Genomic DNA, 18957 nt, shown 5'->3' with positions numbered 1-18957 from the left:
CAGGAACATTGTCAAGGGTTTTTCTCGAAAAAATTTCACTTTTTTCACTTTTTTTTGAAATAACGGGTTTCCGCCAGATTTCTCTCCACTATATGAACATACTATCAACAGATTTCTTTTTGCGGGAGGGATAGTAACCCGGATGGGCGGACCATTTGGTACGTTACAAGAGCCGCGTGCGGGGGCAAACGCCCTCGCAGGCCGCCTTGTAATATAGCCCGACCCCGCCATTTTGTGCAATTTAGGCAGGTCCGGCGGACCTGCCAACTTATTTATGGCGGGGACCCGCCCTATTCCTATATATTATCCTAGATCTCCACCGTCATTCCGGTAAACATCTGCTCGGCACGGTCGCCCAGGACCTCGTGCAGGATCTCGAACGCGCGGTCACCGGTGCAGTGTCCGGTATAAATCTTCTGGACATCGAGTTCGCGTAGGCGCTCCGCAAAGGCATGCACCACTTCGTCCTTGTAGCGGAACAAGTGGAACCCGCCGAGGAGCGCGTAAATCTTTTTGCCGGGGAAGGTCGCCTCGATTTCTTTTACGATATTGTCCGCGCCGCCGTGACTGCAGCTGTTCATGACAAATAGGCCCCTGGGCGTGTCGAAGACGAGACTTTGTTCGTGATCAAAACTGTCGTAGCGGTACTTGCCGTTTTCCTTGACCGAAAGATGCGCGCGCTCGCCAATCGCGGAGAGGCCCGGAGTCTTGTGCGGAACCAGGAACACATTCGGCGCAATCTGCATGTCGCCTTCGGCAAAGCGGATGCGGTCGGCGAAGCGCTTGAGAAAGCCCTTGTGGATTCCGATATATTCGTGGTACGCGAAGCGGCCTATTAATTTGTGCGTATGATAGCAGTTTTCGCCAGCGCCCTTTCGCAGATAGAATGGAGCAGCATCGTTCACGTGAAAGAATTTCGCCATGCCGTCACTGTGGTCGTAATGCGCGTGACTCAAAATGCCTATGTCTACCTTCGAAAGGTCCACGCCCATCACCGCAGCATTTTTTGCAAACAGGTGCGAGGCCCCCGTATCGAGCAGGTAGCGCTTGCCCTCGAACTCCACATACACCGACAGACCCCACTCGCCAAAGAGCTTGCGGGAACCGCATGTACCGGCAATGTTGTCAATGAGAATCTTGACGAGCATTTTTGCCATGGCTAAAGAGTCTTTCCGTCGCTGAAGGCGTTCCCTACGCGGCGCTCCATTACATAATAGCCGTGGCCCGCGGAATCGTAGCAGACCGGGGAAAGTTTTTCGACCGAGAGCTTACCGGTTTCGTCGAGTACCGATTCGTCGGCGGTCACGTTCACGATTTCGCCGAGCAGGAGTTCGGAGTCTTCGTCGTAACTTACGAGTTTACATTCCAGCGCGAGCGGAAGTTCCGCAATCAGCGGTGCGTCTACATGAGCGCTCTTGACAGACGTCAGGCCGGAATGAGCAAACTTATCGGCCACCTTGTTGCCCGAGGTGACTCCCAGATAGTCGATGGCCTTGATGTTTTTCTCGTTCGCCATGCTCACGGTGAACGCCTTGCGCGCAAGAATATTCGGCATGGTCTTATGGCTATGCGCCACGTAAATAGCTACCTGGTTCGAATCACTGATGGAACCCCAAGCGGCCACCATCGCATTCGTGGAACCGTCCTCGTTATAGGTCGCAATGACCAATGTAGGCTGTGGATAAAGATAAGCCTTGACTCCAAGATCCTTACGCATAAAAACTCCTTTTGAAAATCTCTTTCCGTAAAATACATTTTTTGGGAAACAACTTCAAAAGAAGGATTCCAATACGCGTGAATTTCAGGTCTAGCGTTTTCGGCCAAGCGCAAGAATTGCCGCATTTACAGCAAAAGCGGATATCATCAGGATGTCGCCGGTGTGGCTACCGAGCATACCCGCGGGGCAAAGTTTCCCTGCAAGGGCTAGAGCGCCACCGGCAACAATAGCTGCCGCCACGAATTTCGGTTTCGCCCTGAGCCCGAGAAGTCCCCATAGGATAGGGACGGTGAAGGCACCCGCATAAACCGCAAGCGCAAGCAGAAGTGTGCCGATAATGTCGGTAAAGACAAGAGCCAGCAACAGGGCGACAACGCCGTTCAGCAAGATGACTAGACGCGCCCTTGAAATTCGGCCCCCCTCCCCTAAACGAAACAACCTGCAGATAATGACGGAGCTGCTCAGGAGAGTCGTATCGGCACTGCTGAGGACGACACTCAATAGGGCAAGGGCAATCAGGGGAATCAGCGGAGCCGGGAGAACTTGCGATGCGATCGATGTGATACGTGCGCCCTGCACGTTTTCGAGTCCGACGCCGTACACCGCCAAGAACCCGATGACAAACGCAACGGGGACAAGCGTCGCCGCGGCCATCGCCACAGCCTTTTTCGCGGTCGCGGTATCCTTCGCGCAGAACATGCGGCTAAAGATGTCAGGCCCAGCCGTGTAAGTGGTTCCGTAGGTGAGAATCAACAGGAACAAATCAAGCGGCGTGAAATTCGTGTTGAAGGGAAATGTAGGGGCCTGCTGCAAAATTTCGGAAAGAGAACGTGCCTCTACACCGGAACCGCCGCCGAACAGCGCAAAACCGGCAACAAATAGGAGGCCAAGGATAATCAGGCAGGCCTGCAAAAAGTCGGTACGCAGAATGGAAAGCTGCCCGCCCGCAAGCGTGTACCCCGTAAATACGGCTGCGGCGATGACGGCTGCTGCCGTGTAGCTCAGCAACGTGAAGGTCATCAGGAGTTTTGCAGCGGCGATAATCTGGGCGGCGACAATGCCCGTCCATGCAATCGGAATCACCAGGGAGGCGACCAGCCGCGGGCCTTTTCCGTACAAATTCTCTACCAGATCGGGAAGGGCGTATTTCCCGTGACTGTAGGCGCGGCCTGCAAAGGGGATCAGCGCGACAAGTCCGAGCGCTCCCACGAGCATGAACCAGCTGGCGGCCCCGCCGAGCCTTGATCCGCTATCGACTGCACCGATCACGGCCGACCCGCCAAGAATCGTTGCGACGAGGCTTCCTGCTACAGCCTTCGCGGATGCCCCTTTGCGCGCCACGAAGAAATCGGGAATGTCCCTTACGCGCCGCGCACTGCGCGCGGCGATTGCAATCAGGAATACCAGGTAAACGATGAGGGCGATATTCATATTATGCGACCATAAGAAAGCTTTTCTTTGCGGGGTGCCTTGGGGCGACGCGGCAATCTATCTTTAAATTGCCCTGAAAATTTAGAATTTCCGGCTCGCGATGAACATGACGGCCTTCAGCTCCCATTCGCTGTCGACCTGTTTCTGCAAAACTTCTTCGGTAGAGGGGTAGGGCTGGTTTTCGTAGACGCGGTCGCGCGAGATGTTTACCATCAGCATGCCGTTCCACTTGTCGCTAATCTTGACGGATGCCATGGGGGTGATGCTTACTTTCACGAATCCTGGATTGTAGTCCTTGTACCTTTCGTCAAAGTCATATTCGTGCTTGAAACCGCTTGCATTTGCCGAAACCATGGCCATGGGCACGCGGCTAAAAGGCAGCATGTAGATGAGCGTCCCGCCGTACCTGTACTTGAACCCGTTGACCGAGTTTTCGTTACCGGCTTTCCAGACCTGTTTGTCGTCGGCCCCTGTGTAGGCGGAATAGGTGAGCTCCGCGGACCCCTTCAGGATGATCTTCGTCCAGTCGCTCTTGGGGAGGAATGCAAGCAGCGGAATTGTCAGCGTCGAATGGTAGGTCACGCCGTAGGTGTATTCCGTGAAAACGAGGTCCTGCTCGTAGTCCCGTTTTTCGGGGTTGTATACGCCCATGAAGGTTGATGCTTCGCCGTAGTTGATGGCCGTTCCCAGGCTTGTCTGCACGCCCAGTTCCAACAGGTGGATCAGTTCGACGGATGCGTCCAGCTTGATTCCGAAACCGGCAAAGTTCACGTCGCCTGCCGCAAGCCCCTTCAACGAAAGCGCCTTGCCGTAGTCCTGCTGGAGCTTGAGGTTGTAGCCCCAGGCGGGAGCCGCGAATGCGATGAAGGGCCAGTCGTGTAGGGATTCGGAGTTCTTCAGTGCATTGTGCGGAAGGACGATCGAGACGATGGAAAGGATATTTTCTGTCGTGACCTTTAACGTGTTGCCCTCTGCCGGGGCGTCGCCGTTATCCGAGGCGTTCTTTGCCTGAGTACTGTCGGTCGCCGGAGTTTCGGCACCGTGTTCGTCCGCGCGGGCAAACGCAGTGCAAAGGAACACTGCGCAAACCAATTTACCCAAGAACCGAAACGACATATTAGAGTGAATATAGATAAAAAGTGAGTCCTGACGACAGGAAGGGGGAATTTTTCCGGCGAGTTCGGCTATTTGGAAGACGGAATGCCGGTTGCCCCTTAATCTACAAAATTTGTATATTCTTCGCAAAGAGGTTTGTATGTACCGTTTTTCGCATTTTTTTGCCGCTTTTATTGTTTGGACAGCCCTTTGTGCCGTACCCGCCCTCGCCTTTGATGTCTCGGTGAAGGCGAACGTGGACAACGCCCAGGTGTTCGTGGGTGACATGTTCAACTACGAAATTCAGGTGACTGCTCCCGAAAATGCCATTGTTGACCTGCCGAGCTTTGTCGGAAACCTCGGAAGTTTCGAAGTCAAGGAAATGAAGAACGAGAAGGTGGTCGAGGGCATGCCCAAGGGAACCGCGAAGTTCGTGTGGTATGCGACGCTTAACACCTTCGTGAGCGGCGATTTTCTGATTGCGCCGCAGCAGGTGAACGCTGTCGTCGGTAGCGATACCGTCAAGGTGAATACCGACCCCGTGGCCGTGAAGGTCTCGACGCGTACTACCGGCGAAGAGACAGACATTTTGGAAGCGGAAGACCCGCTGGATGACCCGAGGCTCCCGCAGTGGATTTACGTCTTGCTGATTGTCGTGGGAGTTGCGCTCCTCGTGTTCCTCGGCTGGTTCCTGCACAAGAAATTCGCGAAGAAGGGCGAGGCGCCAAGGCTTCCGCCTTACGAAGAGGCCGTGCTTGCACTCAAGGAACTGCGTCAGAAGAATTATCTGGCCGAAGGGAACCAGGGCGACTATTTCATGGCGCTTGGATTTATCGCTCGCCGCTACATCGAACGCCGTTTCGAGGTAGACATTCTCGATGCGACCGTGGCCGAACTCAAGCAGCGCATGGCGCACGTGGCAGGGCTTCCGCAGGCCTACAAGGAATCGGTGGTGACGCTTGCCGTAGAGACCGAACCAGTGAAATTCGCGAAGATGAAGCTCGAAGGCGAACGCTGCCGCTTCTGGGACGAATGGGCCGACCGCCTACTTGAGGATACGAAACCGTCGCCGGAAGAAGAACAGCAAAAAAAGGCCGCTCGCGCTACGAAAAAATAACGCTACAAAAGTCGCTCACTCTTTACGGGGAAAGTCCAATCAGGGTTCCGTGCAGTCGAGGCAAGTCCACTCCACGACTCCGTCGCAGTCGCCATTAGCGGAAAGCCTCTTGCAGGAGTAGCTTTCGATATCGATCAGGAATCCGAGTTCGCCCGCATTTTCGGTGCAGCAGCCGTCGCAATCCTCGTCGGAACACATATCGTAAACCACGGCATCGATGGTACGGCCTTTTTGACGGAGCCTGAAGGTTTTCAGCTTGTACTTATCCCAGTCCTTTTCGTGGACGGCGATGATATTATGTTCGCTGACCCACTCTTCGGTCTGCTGGCCGTCGACACCCGCGAAATAGCCCGCCCAGGTGCATCCGTTGTATTCGATGCACTCTTCGCTACCGGGGTCCGGCCAAGACGTGTACCAAGTAAGGTTCGCCTTGTTCCAGACGGTATCTGCAGAAGATTCACTGGAGGCGACTTCGTTCTGTTCGGAAGAACTTGATTCGACAGATTCACTCAAATTCAAAGTTTCGCTTGAATTCAATGATTCGCTTGAATTCGCAGTTTCACTCGAGTTTACGGTTTCGCTCGAATTCAAGAGTTCATTCGAACTGCTTGACATTTCCGCAGAACTATACGACTCCGAAGAATTACTCGAAGAGTCTTCGCCACAGGCGACAACCATCACGGTAAAAATCGAGGCCGCCCCAAAGGCAATCCATTTTTTCAGAGCATCCATATTCTTCTCCTATTTTTTACGGAATACGCTCGACGCAAATCTCAGCGAGAAGCCTCGCGTAACCTAAAGGCGACACAGGCGATATCCACGACTCGCGGAAGGCTCATTTCGCGACTCATGCCCTGCGGCAGGTTACGAAAACCCACATTCTGGATTTTCTCATAAAGTTTCCGGATGGTCTCGGCGACGGAATCACCGGCATTTGAAGCGTCACCCGATTCCGCATTGCTTGCGGCATTCTGCAACAGGTTCAGGAGGACAAATCCGGCACCGAAACGTTGCTGCCTATCGACAAGCGTGTTGAGGCGTGAAGTGTCGGACACCAGAAAGCCTATTTGTAACAAAGTATCACCAGCAAGTTTCACCTTGACTTGACGCTCCACGGCAGAGGTGGGACGCACCGACTTTTGCAGGGGTTGCATGTAGGCTACAAATGATCGCGGTTGCGACACTTCGGCAGGCTCACTTCGACCCAGCTCAGCGCAAGCAGTGACCTTTACTTGCGGCACTTCGGCCTTGTAATTCGCCATGATGACGATGTTGTCGGCAAGGTCGAGGTAGTCGCCGCAGGCACCCGCCACCAGGATAAAGCTGTAGCCCTGTGCCGAAATTTCGCGGATACGGTCGGTCAACGGAATCAGCGGTTCGCGTTCATCGCCCAGGAGCTTGCGTACACGCCCGTCGCGAATCAGGAAATTCACCGCCGAGGAATCTTCGTCAATCAGGAACGTCGTGGAACCCGCTTCCATAGCTTCGAGCAAGTTCGCGGCTTCGCTGGTAGAGCCCGATGCAGAAAGCGTATTGAAATTCTTTGTCGAAACACCGCCCGGCAAGTCGCGCACAAACGGCGACAAGTCCGTACCGCGTACGCTGCGGCCGTCTTCGACGCCCACGCGGAGCGCCGATTCATCTATCACGATTCCTTCGCGGCCATCCCCCGGAATATGCGGGTAGACGGCGCGGGTCAACGCCTGCAACAAGGTGGACTTACCGTGGAAGGCACCACCGGTAATCACGGTAATCCCCTTCGGGATTCCCATACCGCGAATATCACGGCCACACACGTTCAACGTTACCGCCATTTCTTCGGGTGCGACAAAAGGGATTGCCCCTTCTAACGGCATTTCGCTCAAGCCAGATGCACGCGGAAGCACGGCACCGTCGGGAACGAAGGCACAAAGGCCCCGGGCATCAAGCTGCGACAAAATTTCCTTGCGTTCGGCGAGCACGCGGAAATGTTCCTGCAAGGCCGCCTCGTCGGACTTACTGTAATAAAGCCCCGCCGATACCAGGTCTGGCAACACCATCGTCAAGATTTCGGCAGCCAGTTCCGCCTGAATCTTGCGGCCATCCCCCGGAAGTTTCACCTGCAGGCACGCCCTGAGTTCGCCGTTGTCGATCCACAGGGAATTCCGTACCAGCATTTCGGGTCCAGCCGTGTCGAAAATGACCGCCGCATCCTTACCGGGGTAGCGTTCCTGCACCAGGCGTCCAAGCTTTCTATACAGAAAATCGCTGAGCGCAAGGCGACGTTCATAGGTTCCGCCCCACTCGCCCGCATAGCCGAGCATCGAAAGATTCGCCTTGATGAGCACCCTGGAAGCGGGTGCATACGGGTCTCCCTGCACGTGCAGGAATTCCAGGGCGAAATCGCCAAAATCCCACGGTTTGTCGGCCAGGGACTTGTAAAGGCCGTAATTTTTGCCATTTAGGGAACGAATTTTCTGGTAAAGGGCTTTCATAGGGTGAAAAGTAGATTTTAGACGAGAGACGAGAGACGAAAGACGAGAGAAAGAATGACAATCTCTGGATTATTCAATCCACAAATCCAAATTCTGAACTCCGAAATTCGAATTATTTTCCCCAGGTATCCAAACTTTTGCAGAAAAAAAATTTAAATTCCACAAAAACTTTATATTTTTAGAATAAACAAATAGGAGAAATCCATGAAGAAGCTGTACATCTTTGCGCTTTTGGTCGCATTCCTCGTTACCTCCGCCGTCGCAGACGACGATCCACCTCCGCGCGGCAAGGCTGCAACCATCACCATTATCACCAACCCGCCTAACAGCGACGTGTTCCTCGGTGGCGAACCCCTCGGCAAGAGCCCCATCGAAAACATGAGCGTCAAGTCCGGCCGTCAGACCCTCGTGGTGATCGACCAGGGTTACGAACTCGTGAACCAGCGCGTGAACATTTGGCCGGGTAACGACAAGCGCAACACCTTCGACTTCGGCACCAAGATTCCTAAGGGCGCCATCAAGGTGACCACCATTCCGGGCAAGTGCCTCATCTACATCGACGGCGACAACGCCGACAAGACCGACGGTGCAGCACTCACCATCAACAACCTCGATGCCGGTGACCACGTGGTTCGCGCCGAATGCTCCAACCGCAAGTCCGCCGAAGCCCTCGTGACCGTGAAGGGCGAAGAAACCGTCGAAGTGACCCTCGACGCTTCGGGCAAGAAGAAGAAAAAGTAATTTCTCTCTCAGTGGTTTATACCATCAGTCCTCCGGCACTCGCCGGAGGCATTTTTTTATTAGTCTCTGCCTACTTTTAATTATATTTCCATTACCGTCATTACGGAGTTTTCATGAAACGCTTTATTCTTTTAGCTATTTCAGCCCTGTTGCTTTGTTCCTGCGCGAACAAGTCCATGACCCGCTACGAAACTCTCGCCCCCGTCCTTAAGAAAGAAGGTTTCGAGGGCACCATCAAGAAAATCGAAGAAGAAAAGGACGATATCTACGGTAGCAACAGCACCTACCTGTACCACTTTGACCAGGGAACGCTCTACCATTACGCCGGCAAGAACAAGGAAAGCATCAAGCATTTCGAGCAGGCCGAACAGATTTACGACGACCTTTTCACCAAGTCCGTGACAAACGAGGCTGCGGCGATCGTCACCAACGATAACGTCCGGCCCTACAGGGCACGCCCCTTCGAACTTCTGCTCATGTACCAGTACCAGATTCTGAACTACCTTGCCATCGGAGACCTGGACGGGGCGCTCGTCGAAGTCCGCCGTGCACAGATCGCCATGGAGGCCCTGTACCAGAAGGACAAGGATAAGGTGAACGACAACGGCTGGTTGCGTTACCTGAGTGCCCTCGTCTACGAAATGGCCGGTGAAGACGACGATGCCGCCATTTCCTACCTGAAGGCGGCCAAGGCCTTTGAAGAGGGAAACGTCAAGATGCCCCCCGAAGTCTGGGAATTCATTACCGAAAGCCTCACCAGAATGGACCGTGCCGACGACCTGAAGAATTTCAAGAGCGCAAAGCTTTCCCAGACGCCGAAAGCGACCGCCGCACGCGAAAAGGGACAGGAAATCATCTTGATTGGCTACGCCGGACATAGCCCCATTCTCGGTGAAATGTACCTGTCCGGAACATTCGTGAGTGCAGGCGCCCTGAACCTCACCCACAAGGACGGAAAGACCGGAAAGATTACCTCGTTCACCCTGATCGCCCCCCCGGTCGCCGGAGCAGGCGGAAACACATTCCATGTCGGCTTTTCGCTCCCCCAGAGAATGGACCTACCCCAGAGGACCAGCCTTTTTGCAGTCAATGTGGACGGCCAGATGAAGGTTTCGCCCGAAAAGGTGGTCGCAGTCGATGCTGAACTCGACAAGAACATGAAGGACGAGAACGCGACCACGATGGTCCGCACCGCCACCCGCGTCGTGATCCGCACCGTCGCCGCCCAGAAGGCAAAATCGGCCACCAATACGGGCAACGGGCTGTTTGACCTAGTAAAAAATATTGCCGTAGACGTGGGACAGAGCCAACTGGAACAGGCCGACCTGCGCGTGGGCCTCTTTATGCCGAATTCCATCTACGTCACCCGTATCCCCGTAGACGCCGGTAAACATCAGGTTACAATTACGGCGCTCGGAAGCATGGGACAGGTGGTCGGAGACTATAGGCTTGGACAGGTTTCAGTGGCAAAAGGCCAGAAAAAATTCATTCTGGTGCCCTCAATCGACTAATTTTCGACATTTTAGCAAAATAAAAGTATCCGCTTTTCAAAATAATAATTTAGTTTCAAAGGCAAACGTTTAAGGAGTACTCATGAACTTTAAAGCTTTACTCGCTGCTGGCGCCCTGCTCGCCACCCAGTCGTTCGCCATAGTCGGCCTCGGCGTCCACTACGCCCCCGGCTTCGGCACCAAGATGTCCGGAATGGACAGCCCCGCCCCCATCAACGAAAACGACAATTCCGTGCTTCTCAAGCATGAAGGATTCAGCGGAACCATGCAGGGCTTCGGTTTCAAGCTGTGGGTCGACCTGCTTCCCGTAATCGACATCGAAGCAACCATGAACTTCCAGTTCGGTTCCTACGACGCTACCCTCTACGTCGAAAACCCGACGGACAATTCCTATATCGAAGTCCCGCTCGAAATCGAACTGGGCGGAACCCCGTTCGCAAAGGCGAACCCCAAGTTTGTCGCCATGACCGGTGACCTTTCCATCACCTACCCCATCACCTTTATCCCCATCATCCGCCCCTATATTGGCGGCGGTCTTTCCTACCACCTGAACAGCTTCGTCCTGAACCAGAAGTTCGTTTCTAGCGTGGTCGACGAAAGGGCCATGACGCTTGTCAAGGAACTTGCAGGAATCGGTACCAACATTGACCCCGAGAACCTCGACCCCAACACCCGCGCAATGGCCGAAGAGAAGTCCAAGGAACTCGGTGAAACCATGAAGCAGAACGTTCAGGACGCGGCCACCAACGAAGGTCTCACGAAGAGCCTCGGCGGACATGTCCTGGTGGGACTGCGCGCAAAGCTCCCCATTATCCCGATCGCCGCCTACGGCAACTTCAAGTACTACTTCGGCGGCGACTATCCGAAAGAAGTCGATGCAGGCAATATGACCGTCGAAGTCGGTGTCGGACTCGCAATTTAACACACTCCTAGGTAAATCAATGACAGAAAATACAAGCAGCACAAAGATTCTTATCATCGAAGACGAAATCGCCATTGCCGAAGGCCTTACCGACCTCTGCAAGATGAACGGCTATGTCGTTAAACATTGCGCCGATGGCGAAAGCGGCCTTGCAGAAGCCTTGAGCGGGCAGTACAACCTGGTCCTTCTGGACCTGATGCTCCCCGGCATGGACGGCTTTACCGTTTGCGACAAGATCCGCGAACAGGACAGAAGCCTCCCCATTATCATCCTGTCTGCAAAGAACGCCGACGACGATATCATCAACGGACTCAAGTACGGTGCCGACGACTATATCCCGAAGCCGTTCTCTGTCCCCATGCTGCTCGCCCGAATCGATGCCGTGCTGCGCCGCAGCCGCCAGACGATGGAAAACGAGGGCAAGCTTGTTGCCGGAAGCCTGCGCGTGAATTTCCGCGAATACACCGGTACCCGCGGTACCGAAGAAATCGCCTTCACCCGCAAGGAAATCGAAATTCTCGAATACCTGTGGACAAACCGCGACCACGCCGTTCCGCGCTCCGAACTTCTGCGCAAGGTCTGGGGTTACGAGAATGCCGACTCCGTTGACACCCGCACGGTTGATATCCATATCACCAAGCTCCGCAAAAAAATCGAGGACGACCCGTCGCATCCGAAGCTCTTGGTGACGTTCCGTGGAGAAGGTTACCAGATGCGTTCGTCGCCCGACCTTGACAAGTGAGTCGTCAAGCCCTATTTACCTATCTGAAAAAACATCAGGCGGTCATCAAGGAACGCCTGGTGTTTATTTCTATTTTCCTGCTCATTGCGATTCCCCTGACAATCCTTCTGGTAAAGACCTACGAGCAGTCGACCGCCCTCGAGGAAAAGAAAATCGAGGAACGCGTCGATGACGCCTACGAAAGCCTGCGACTTCGGCTAGCCTCGGACTTCAACCTGGAAAACAGCCGTTCCTACAAGGACTACGGCATACTGAACTCCATTACGGTCATTGGCGGAAACAGCCGACTTTTCTCCGAATTTTTCTCGTTTCCGGATTCGAGCGGACCCTACTGTGATTTCGACTCCCTGTACAGGCAATGCCACAAGGGGCTTATCGGGCATTTCCAGATTTCGCACAACGGCGAACTCCTGACTCCGTTCTACCCCGATACAAGTACCGGCATCGGAAAATCGATGTGGGACAACTTTTCGTTCGACGACCAGGAACAGCGCAAAAAGACTCGTGAGCTGATCCAGCACCTGCTAGACACCCTGGAAATCAAGAACGGACTTCCCAAGAAGACGGTACAGACACTCGACTCGACCGAAGCCATCGACCAGCTCTGGGACGAAATCCGCGACCTGCAGATCCCCACCCGCGTAGAGCTCACCTCCGAAGAAGAAGCGCTCACCTACATGGCAGAAACGGCGAAAAGCGATTCCTCGGTTTCATCGACCATTCCCATCTTTAACGGCAGCAACACCAACGTGAACATCACGGACCTGAAAGTCCAGATGACGTCGGAATATTTCGTATTCTTCCGCAAGATATACATTGGCATGTTGCCGATCCTACAGGGCTTTGTAGTAGACAGGAACATTTACCTGAACTACATGACCCAGGAAGAACAGATCGCCTACGAAGAGCTCCCGTACGCCATAGAACTGAAAATTGACGACAACGTTTTAATCACGATCGGCAAGAACCACAGCAACTATGTCCTGAGGACAAAGAAATCGCTCGCCGCGCCCTACGAAAAAATTACGTTCGTCATGTATTCCAGCAAGACGGCAAATACCGCGGGGCTCACCATCCTCTTTATCGGCTTTATATTGCTTATCGTTATCGCCGCATGCCTCATCACCATTTACCGTTTTACGCAGAGCAAGGTGGCGCTCGCCTCCAAGCGACAGGATTTCGTGTCCGCCATTACGCACGAACTGAAGACTCCGCTGACCGCAATCAAGATGTATGCCGAAATGTTGCAGAATTCCTGGGTGGCCAGTGAAGAAAAGAAGCAGCGCTACTACGGCCAGATCGCAAGCGAGGCGGACAGGCTTTCGCGACTCATCCAGAACGTGCTGAACCTTTCCAAGCTCGATGGAAACCGCTGGAACGTCCAACTCCGCAAGGAACGCCCCAAGGCAGTCCTCGACGACTTTATCGCGACCTACAGCAGAAACATCGAAAAGCAGGGATTCGAGCTTACCGTGTCGACCGATACCGATGCAGACAACGTATCTATCCTGATTGACCGCGACGCCGTGATGCAGATTTTGATGAACCTGGTGGACAACTCGCTCAAGTTCTCGAAAAGCGCCAGCTACAAGATGATAAGCATCGAGCTTAGAATCAACAACGGCGACATGTACCTCGCGGTACGCGACTACGGGCCGGGCATCCCCGCATCCGAAATGAAGAAAGTTTTCCAGGAATTCTACCGCGTCGAAAACGAGATGACCCGTTCGACGAGCGGCACCGGCATCGGCCTTTCGATGGTGAAAAAGCTCTGTACGCTCACCAACATGAAAATCGAAATCGAAAACGCAGGCCCGGGACTCAGGACCAAGATACACTTCCCGCCGCTGGACATTTAACATGCTTTGTAAAAGTTGCCCTGGATTTAAGTCCGGGGCGTTTTAAGTAACATTTTTCTAAATAAAATGTCCAACCCCTTTGTCCCATTTTTTAGTATTTTTGAAGTGCCTAGATTAAAATCAAGGGCATAAACGAGGAGCACGTTATGACTCAAGAAGACATTCTGAACAACCCGGAAAAATTCGACCTTTCTATCGAATCCGTGGGAACAGGAACCCTCAAGTCCCCGATGAAGGGAGTCCCGTTTGTCGCCGAAAGCGACCGAGTAAGCCTCACCGCTGACATCGACCGCATCAAGGCGTTCCAGGAACAGGGTATTGAGATTCCGTCGCTGGAAGCGGCCGGCCCTCGTGAAACCATTTTCCATGACCCCGCCTGGACGCGTGCAGGCATCGTGACCTGCGGAGGCCTCTGCCCCGGCCTGAACAACGTGATCAAGGGTCTTGTACAGGTGCTGTGGTTCGACTACGGCGTCCGAAACATTTTCGGCATTCCCTACGGCTACCGCGGACTGAACCCCGCCTACGGATACTCCCCCATCATTCTGGATCCGGACGTAGTGGACGCCATCCAGGAAGACGGCGGCACGATTCTCGGAAGCTCCCGCGGAAACCAGGACGCGAAAGTCATGGTGGACACCCTGATGCGCCTGAACATTAACGTACTGTTCTGCATCGGTGGCGACGGAACGCTTCGCGGCGCCCACGACATCGCCGAAGAAATCAAGAAACGCCACCAGCCGATTTCGGTCATCGGAATTCCGAAGACGATCGACAACGACCTGAACCTGATTGACCGCACCTTCGGTTTCGAGACCGCAGTGCTCTCCGCAACCGACGTGATTACCAGCGCCCACAACGAAGCGAACGGCGCCTTTAACGGACTTGGACTCGTGAAACTCATGGGCCGCGACTCGGGCTTTATCGCCGCCTACGCGGCACTTGCCACGACGGTCGTGAACATCTGCCTGGTCCCCGAAGTTCCCTTTACGCTCGACGGACTTTTCAAGGCGCTCGAAAGCCGCTACGGCAGCGGAAAGACGCATGCCGTCATCGTCGTCGCCGAAGGCGCCGGACAGGAACTTTTCAAGGATCAGCCCGAACGCAGGGATGCAAGCGGCAACATCCTGAAGAACGATATCGGTGAATTCCTGACAAGAAAGATCAAGGAACATTTCGACAAGGTCGGAAAAGAAATCAACATCAAGTATTTCGACCCGAGCTACATGGTGAGAAGCATTCCCGCCAAGGGCACCGACGCCATTTTCTGTTTCCAGCTCGCCGAAGCCGCCGTACACGCAGGCATGGCCGGAAAGACCGACATGGTCGTGGGGAGCATGAACAACGCCTTTTCGCACGTGCCTATCGAATACGCCGTGAGCGAACGCAAGAAGATCAACCCGAACGGAGTCCTCTGGCACGCCGTTCTCGGTATTACGCGCCAGCAGGACTATTTCTCCGGCAAGGGCAAGGGAAAGTAGACCGCATTTTAATTTTAGGAGGACACAAAAGTATGCTAAAGCAAGAAGATAAGGTTCTTATTCGAACCGCCCTGATGGAATATCGCTATCTTTTGTTCAAGACCTACCACGGCACCGAAGACGAAAAGTCGCAAATCGCGCACGTGAACAAGGTCTTGCAAAGCTGGAAAGTGTAAAATTCCTGCAAGAGGATCGATGAAGCATTTTTTTGCCACGCTGTTTCTTTTAGCGGCTGGGGCTCTGGGGTACGCAAACGAAGACCTTCGTATTGCGGATTCCTGTTATGCGGCCCGAGCAGAACGCGCTAAGGGCGACAAGGCGGACCCCAAAAACGCAAGGCTCATGATCGACCACTATCTAAAGGCCATGAGCGACAGCACCGTTTGGGAACGCGCCACCGAAGGCTACGTAAAAAGTCTTTTTTTCTCGTTCAGGTTCGTCCATTTCGAAACGCACCAGCGAAAGGCAAAGCTGGATAGCCTGAAGGCCATCAGCGAAACCGCCTATATGCAGTTCCCTAAGAACAAGGAAATTGCGCACGTGTACGCAAGCGCCCTTTCGATGTGGGGGAACGAACGCGGAGCGCTCACCTCGGTAAAGGACGGAGTCGCCGCCAAAGTGCGCGACGTGGCAACCGCCGCCGAGGACTACCAGGTGCTGGGACGCGCCCATTTCGTGCTGCCTTACGTGCCGCTGATACTTTCGTGGCCCGACAAGAAACTGGCCGACAAGTACCTGAACATGGCCCTGCAAAGGGATCCCAAGGACATTTACAACTATTATTTTATGGCTGAACTCCGGTTCGACCAGAAACGCTACGCCGACGCACTCAACCTTATCGACCGCGGACTTTCACGCGGAGTGCGCACGAATTACTTCCTCGAAGACAAACGGGGACGCTGGCAGCTGAAGGAACTCCAGAAAAAGATCAACGCCAAGCTCGACAAGAAATAACGGCCGAAGCTGGCGATTGACACTTCTTTCTAAATCTTTTATCGGCTCTATTGAGCAGCAACAGTGATTGCGACAACCGTACCGATAGCCACAATTGCAAGGAAGACCCCCGCACCGCTATTTTGAGGATTGGCCTTGGCTTGGGATTCCTCGTCGCAGGCGTGTTCCTTGGCGCAAAGCTGCATGCGCTTCACAAGGTCATCCAGGAGTTCGTCCTGCTTGTATTTTCCAAGAGGATACTGAATCGTCATCAGGATGGTTCCCGTTCTGTCGTCTGCGATCTCTGCAAAGAAGTGGCTGTAATAAACCGTATTTCCTTCCAGTTCGCCCTCATAGTTGATCGTCATGCGGTAAGAGGAACCGTATTGCTGGAATTCCTGCTGTTTCAGGGTAGTATCCGAATCCAGGCTGTTGATTTCGGTGAAACGGCTTTCCTTGTTCAGTGTCGTCGTATTCTTGAGCGCAACCTTGGAGAGCAACCTGAAACCCGATTTCTGCAGGCGCACCTGGAGTTCTCCCATAGTGGCCCCATTGTCGTTTTCGGCAGTAATGGTGAAAGGGATTTCCTGATTGATAGCCGCTTTTTCGTCAAAGAAAAGCTTGGGCTTAGGGCCGCTGGCGCAGCCGACCAAAAGAATTGACGCTAAAAACAGGAGCGATGTTGTTCCGAGTTTCATGAAATTCCCCTTGGGTTTGAAACTATCCAATTGCAAAGTAAAAATAGCTTTCTGTAGGACTCAAGTCAAGTTTTTTACAGCAGGTAGTCCATGCGGATGTTGCGCATGCTTTCGAACAGGTTCGCCTTGAGGGTGGAATTTCCCTTGGTGAGGCTCTTGATTTCTTCGCGAATGGACTTGCGGTGCGACGCCTTCGAGAATTCGCAGGTGCAGGTGAACTTGCGGATGTCGGCGTCTTCGGCGTACTCGATGATTTCGGACTCTTCGCAGTAGCACAGCGGGCGGATGATGCTGCACGGATACTTTTCGTAGGGCACCATCGGAGGCATTCCGCTGAATTCGCCCTTGTAGAGCATGTTCATCAGGAGCGTTTCGACAATATCGTCCATGTGGTGGCCGAGCGCAATCTTGTTGTAGCCGTTTTCGCGGGCAAACTTGATGAGTTCAGTACGGCGCTGCGTACTGCACCAGTAACAGTTGAGCTTGCGACCTTCTTTCAGGCGACCTTCGACGGCGACGTCCTTGAAGAAGAACGGAATCTGCGGATACTGCTCCGCCATGCGCTGCAGGAATTCTCGCGGAGCCTTGTCCGCAAAGTCGCTCTGGATGTGGATGGCCCCGATTTCACAGTTCGGCAGGAACTTTCCCATACGGGATGCCAGTTCCATCAGGAGTACGCTGGAATCCTTGCCGCCCGAAACGGCAATCAGCACCTTGTCGCCGTCTTCAATCAGGTTGAAGTCGTGGAGTGCCTTGGTGATTTTTTTGCTGATGCGTTTGCGAATGGCGTTGGACATAGAGAAGTGACTAGTGGTTGGTGGCTAGTGGTTAGAAATTTTCCTGTTTACTAACCACTAATCACTGCTTACTAAAAAGGGGTTCGCTTGCGCGACACCCCGTTTTAATTTGTCAGTAATTCAACGTATCCTTAGTCGGCAAGGCGAAGCGGCATCAGGAGGAAGCTGAAGCCCATGTCTTCACCGACGGGTTCGATGATGCAGGCGCCGATCGGGGTGTTCATCTTGAGCACCACTTCTTCGCTCTTGCACATGTTGAGAATTTCGTAGAAGTAACGACCGTCGAAACCGATGCTGAAGCTACCTTCGCCATTGTGCGTCACGGCGAGGGCTTCGCGGGTTTCACCGCCGACATCCGGGTCGGTCGCGGACAGTTCCATGTTGTTGCCGTCCATCTGGAAACGGATCTGATGGGTACGCGGATTGGCCATCGGCAGAATGCAGTGAACCTTGTTCAGAAGTTCGGTCGCATTCGCCTGCACGGTACGTTCAAAATTCTGCGGAATCACGGCACGGTAGTTCGGGTACGGGCCTTCGATAAGCTTCGAGATAATCTGTGTTGCGCCGATGCGGAAGAGCACGTGCGTTTCGGTGGTGCAGATTTCGACGGAATCTTCGTTCTTCGCGAGGCGGAGCACCAGCTGCATCACCTTCGGGAGGATAATCACGCCGGACTCGAGGTTCGCGCCTTCCTGGTCGATGCTTGCACGGCCCATACGGTGACCGTCGGTAGCGACCATGGAAATCTTGCCGTCCTTCGCTTCCATGAACACGCCGTTCAGGTTCTGACGAGTATTGTCGGTAGAGACGGCGAATGCGGTCTTTTCGACCAGGAATGCAAGTTCGCTTGCGGCAAGCGTAAGGGAGCTGCCTTCGACTTCGGGGAACGGCGGGAAGTCGCTAGCGTCAAAGCTCGTGATAGAGGCCTGACCGCGTTCGCTCCACTTGATGCGGGTGAGGTGGTCCTGAACGTCCACGCTGACGACGTCGATGCTCGGTTCGACGAGCGCCTTGATGAGGTCGGAGAACTTGCGGGCGTTAATCAAGGCTTCACCGTCACGTTCACCCATGACTTCGAGCTTAATCCTCACACCCAAGTTCAAGTCGGTTGCACAAATTTCGAGGAAGTTTCCTTCGAGGCGCAGCGAGTAGTCGTTGAGGATTTGCAGGGTGGACTTATTGGGGATAGCGCTGATAGCAATCTGCAGCGCATCCTGCAATACGGATTTCTTGATACTGAACTTCATTTATGCGCCTCTCTGGATAAGCATGGTTCCAACAAAGAAGATAACGGCGATAGCGGCAAGGACAGCGATAATTTTCGGGTCCAGCGCATTGGCCTTTTTGGGTGTAAATTGCTTTGCATTCTGTTTTGCGCGTCTGCGATCGCTACGGCTCATAAGAATTCTCCATTTTTATACGCATAAAAAACTAATTTT

General features: G+C 53.7%; 19 protein-coding genes. 9 read left to right on the top strand and 10 right to left on the bottom strand.

Annotated features, from left to right (window positions below; genetic code table 11):
* Positions 1–308: 308 nt before the first annotated feature.
* From Q0W37_RS08180 to Q0W37_RS08165, 4 genes are all read right to left on the bottom strand, one after another.
* Positions 309–1157, bottom strand: coding sequence for an MBL fold metallo-hydrolase (locus Q0W37_RS08180; RefSeq protein ID WP_297700493.1), 849 nt, complete (start codon positions 1155–1157; stop codon positions 309–311).
* A 2-nt stretch (positions 1158–1159) separates the two neighbouring features.
* Positions 1160–1717, bottom strand: a complete 558-nt coding sequence (locus Q0W37_RS08175; protein WP_297700492.1) for a flavin reductase family protein — start codon at positions 1715–1717, stop codon at positions 1160–1162.
* Positions 1718–1807: 90 nt separating this feature from the next.
* Positions 1808–3148, bottom strand: a complete 1341-nt coding sequence (locus Q0W37_RS08170; protein ID WP_297700491.1) for a hypothetical protein — start codon at positions 3146–3148, stop codon at positions 1808–1810.
* A gap of 81 nt (positions 3149–3229) precedes the next feature.
* On the bottom strand, positions 3230–4228 hold the full coding sequence (locus Q0W37_RS08165) for a hypothetical protein (RefSeq protein WP_297700490.1): 999 nt from the start codon (positions 4226–4228) through the stop codon (positions 3230–3232).
* Between the two features lie 175 nt (positions 4229–4403).
* On the opposite strand from Q0W37_RS08165, the gene Q0W37_RS08160 reads away from it, so the two are divergent.
* A complete protein-coding gene (locus tag Q0W37_RS08160; protein WP_297700489.1) occupies positions 4404–5360 on the top strand; it encodes a hypothetical protein in 957 nt (318 codons plus the stop codon).
* Between the two features lie 39 nt (positions 5361–5399).
* Here the strand turns inward: Q0W37_RS08160 and Q0W37_RS08155 are convergent, their stop codons facing one another.
* The gene (locus Q0W37_RS08155) at positions 5400–6092 is read right to left on the bottom strand and encodes a hypothetical protein (RefSeq protein ID WP_297700488.1); all 693 of its coding nucleotides are present in this window, start codon (positions 6090–6092) and stop codon (positions 5400–5402) included.
* Between the two features lie 41 nt (positions 6093–6133).
* Positions 6134–7834 carry an ABC-ATPase domain-containing protein gene (locus Q0W37_RS08150; protein WP_297700487.1) on the bottom strand — a complete coding sequence of 567 codons (1701 nt, stop codon included), beginning with the start codon at positions 7832–7834 and terminating at the stop codon, positions 6134–6136.
* A gap of 204 nt (positions 7835–8038) precedes the next feature.
* Here Q0W37_RS08150 and Q0W37_RS08145 point away from each other — a divergent pair, with 204 nt between their 5' ends.
* From Q0W37_RS08145 to Q0W37_RS08110, 8 genes are all read left to right on the top strand, one after another.
* The gene (locus Q0W37_RS08145) at positions 8039–8575 is read left to right on the top strand and encodes a PEGA domain-containing protein (protein ID WP_297700486.1); all 537 of its coding nucleotides are present in this window, start codon (positions 8039–8041) and stop codon (positions 8573–8575) included.
* 113 nt (positions 8576–8688) lie between these two features.
* Positions 8689–10086, top strand: coding sequence for a hypothetical protein (locus Q0W37_RS08140; RefSeq protein WP_297700485.1), 1398 nt, complete (start codon positions 8689–8691; stop codon positions 10084–10086).
* Positions 10087–10168: 82 nt separating this feature from the next.
* Positions 10169–11008: a hypothetical protein gene (locus Q0W37_RS08135; RefSeq protein ID WP_297700484.1), complete on the top strand. Its 840-nt coding sequence runs from the start codon at positions 10169–10171 to the stop codon at positions 11006–11008.
* Positions 11009–11027: 19 nt separating this feature from the next.
* Complete coding sequence (locus tag Q0W37_RS08130) at positions 11028–11750, top strand: response regulator transcription factor (protein ID WP_297700483.1); 723 nt, start codon at positions 11028–11030, stop codon at positions 11748–11750.
* Positions 11747–13609, top strand: a complete 1863-nt coding sequence (locus Q0W37_RS08125) for an ATP-binding protein (protein ID WP_297700482.1) — start codon at positions 11747–11749, stop codon at positions 13607–13609. The genes Q0W37_RS08130 and Q0W37_RS08125 overlap by 4 nt, the downstream gene beginning before the upstream one ends.
* Positions 13610–13755: 146 nt before the next feature.
* Positions 13756–15090: an ATP-dependent 6-phosphofructokinase gene (locus tag Q0W37_RS08120; protein ID WP_297700481.1), complete on the top strand. Its 1335-nt coding sequence runs from the start codon at positions 13756–13758 to the stop codon at positions 15088–15090.
* Positions 15091–15122: 32 nt separating this feature from the next.
* The gene (locus Q0W37_RS08115; protein WP_297700480.1) at positions 15123–15266 is read left to right on the top strand and encodes a hypothetical protein; all 144 of its coding nucleotides are present in this window, start codon (positions 15123–15125) and stop codon (positions 15264–15266) included.
* Positions 15267–15285: 19 nt separating this feature from the next.
* Positions 15286–16044, top strand: coding sequence for a hypothetical protein (locus Q0W37_RS08110; protein ID WP_297700479.1), 759 nt, complete (start codon positions 15286–15288; stop codon positions 16042–16044).
* 47 nt (positions 16045–16091) lie between these two features.
* On the opposite strand, the gene Q0W37_RS08105 is transcribed toward Q0W37_RS08110, so the two are convergent.
* The 4 genes from Q0W37_RS08105 to Q0W37_RS08090 form a co-directional block, all read right to left on the bottom strand.
* Positions 16092–16721: a hypothetical protein gene (locus Q0W37_RS08105; RefSeq protein WP_297700478.1), complete on the bottom strand. Its 630-nt coding sequence runs from the start codon at positions 16719–16721 to the stop codon at positions 16092–16094.
* Positions 16722–16795: 74 nt separating this feature from the next.
* On the bottom strand, positions 16796–17518 hold the full coding sequence (locus Q0W37_RS08100; RefSeq protein ID WP_173567062.1) for a tRNA 2-thiocytidine biosynthesis TtcA family protein: 723 nt from the start codon (positions 17516–17518) through the stop codon (positions 16796–16798).
* Between the two features lie 131 nt (positions 17519–17649).
* Positions 17650–18765 carry a DNA polymerase III subunit beta gene (dnaN, locus tag Q0W37_RS08095; RefSeq protein ID WP_297700474.1) on the bottom strand — a complete coding sequence of 372 codons (1116 nt, stop codon included), beginning with the start codon at positions 18763–18765 and terminating at the stop codon, positions 17650–17652.
* A complete protein-coding gene (locus Q0W37_RS08090) occupies positions 18766–18918 on the bottom strand; it encodes a hypothetical protein (protein ID WP_158278375.1) in 153 nt (50 codons plus the stop codon).
* Between the last annotated feature and the right edge of the window lie 39 nt (positions 18919–18957).

The sequence above is a fragment of the uncultured Fibrobacter sp. genome (assembly GCF_947166265.1).
Classification (GTDB): domain Bacteria; phylum Fibrobacterota; class Fibrobacteria; order Fibrobacterales; family Fibrobacteraceae; genus Fibrobacter.
Note: the sequence above shows the minus strand (reverse complement) of the source record. Positions and strands in the feature narration are given on the sequence as shown.

Coding starts and splice junctions, on each gene's coding strand:
- Q0W37_RS08180 (WP_297700493.1), bottom strand. CDS start 1,157: ATGGCAAAAATGCTCGTCAAGATTCTCATTGACAACATTGCCGGTACA.
- Q0W37_RS08175 (WP_297700492.1), bottom strand. CDS start 1,717: ATGCGTAAGGATCTTGGAGTCAAGGCTTATCTTTATCCACAGCCTACA.
- Q0W37_RS08170 (WP_297700491.1), bottom strand. CDS start 3,148: ATGAATATCGCCCTCATCGTTTACCTGGTATTCCTGATTGCAATCGCC.
- Q0W37_RS08160 (WP_297700489.1), top strand. CDS start 4,404: ATGTACCGTTTTTCGCATTTTTTTGCCGCTTTTATTGTTTGGACAGCC.
- Q0W37_RS08155 (WP_297700488.1), bottom strand. CDS start 6,092: ATGGATGCTCTGAAAAAATGGATTGCCTTTGGGGCGGCCTCGATTTTT.
- Q0W37_RS08150 (WP_297700487.1), bottom strand. CDS start 7,834: ATGAAAGCCCTTTACCAGAAAATTCGTTCCCTAAATGGCAAAAATTAC.
- Q0W37_RS08145 (WP_297700486.1), top strand. CDS start 8,039: ATGAAGAAGCTGTACATCTTTGCGCTTTTGGTCGCATTCCTCGTTACC.
- Q0W37_RS08140 (WP_297700485.1), top strand. CDS start 8,689: ATGAAACGCTTTATTCTTTTAGCTATTTCAGCCCTGTTGCTTTGTTCC.
- Q0W37_RS08135 (WP_297700484.1), top strand. CDS start 10,169: ATGAACTTTAAAGCTTTACTCGCTGCTGGCGCCCTGCTCGCCACCCAG.
- Q0W37_RS08130 (WP_297700483.1), top strand. CDS start 11,028: ATGACAGAAAATACAAGCAGCACAAAGATTCTTATCATCGAAGACGAA.
- Q0W37_RS08120 (WP_297700481.1), top strand. CDS start 13,756: ATGACTCAAGAAGACATTCTGAACAACCCGGAAAAATTCGACCTTTCT.
- Q0W37_RS08115 (WP_297700480.1), top strand. CDS start 15,123: ATGCTAAAGCAAGAAGATAAGGTTCTTATTCGAACCGCCCTGATGGAA.
- Q0W37_RS08110 (WP_297700479.1), top strand. CDS start 15,286: ATGAAGCATTTTTTTGCCACGCTGTTTCTTTTAGCGGCTGGGGCTCTG.
- Q0W37_RS08105 (WP_297700478.1), bottom strand. CDS start 16,721: ATGAAACTCGGAACAACATCGCTCCTGTTTTTAGCGTCAATTCTTTTG.
- Q0W37_RS08100 (WP_173567062.1), bottom strand. CDS start 17,518: ATGTCCAACGCCATTCGCAAACGCATCAGCAAAAAAATCACCAAGGCA.
- dnaN (WP_297700474.1), bottom strand. CDS start 18,765: ATGAAGTTCAGTATCAAGAAATCCGTATTGCAGGATGCGCTGCAGATT.
- Q0W37_RS08090 (WP_158278375.1), bottom strand. CDS start 18,918: ATGAGCCGTAGCGATCGCAGACGCGCAAAACAGAATGCAAAGCAATTT.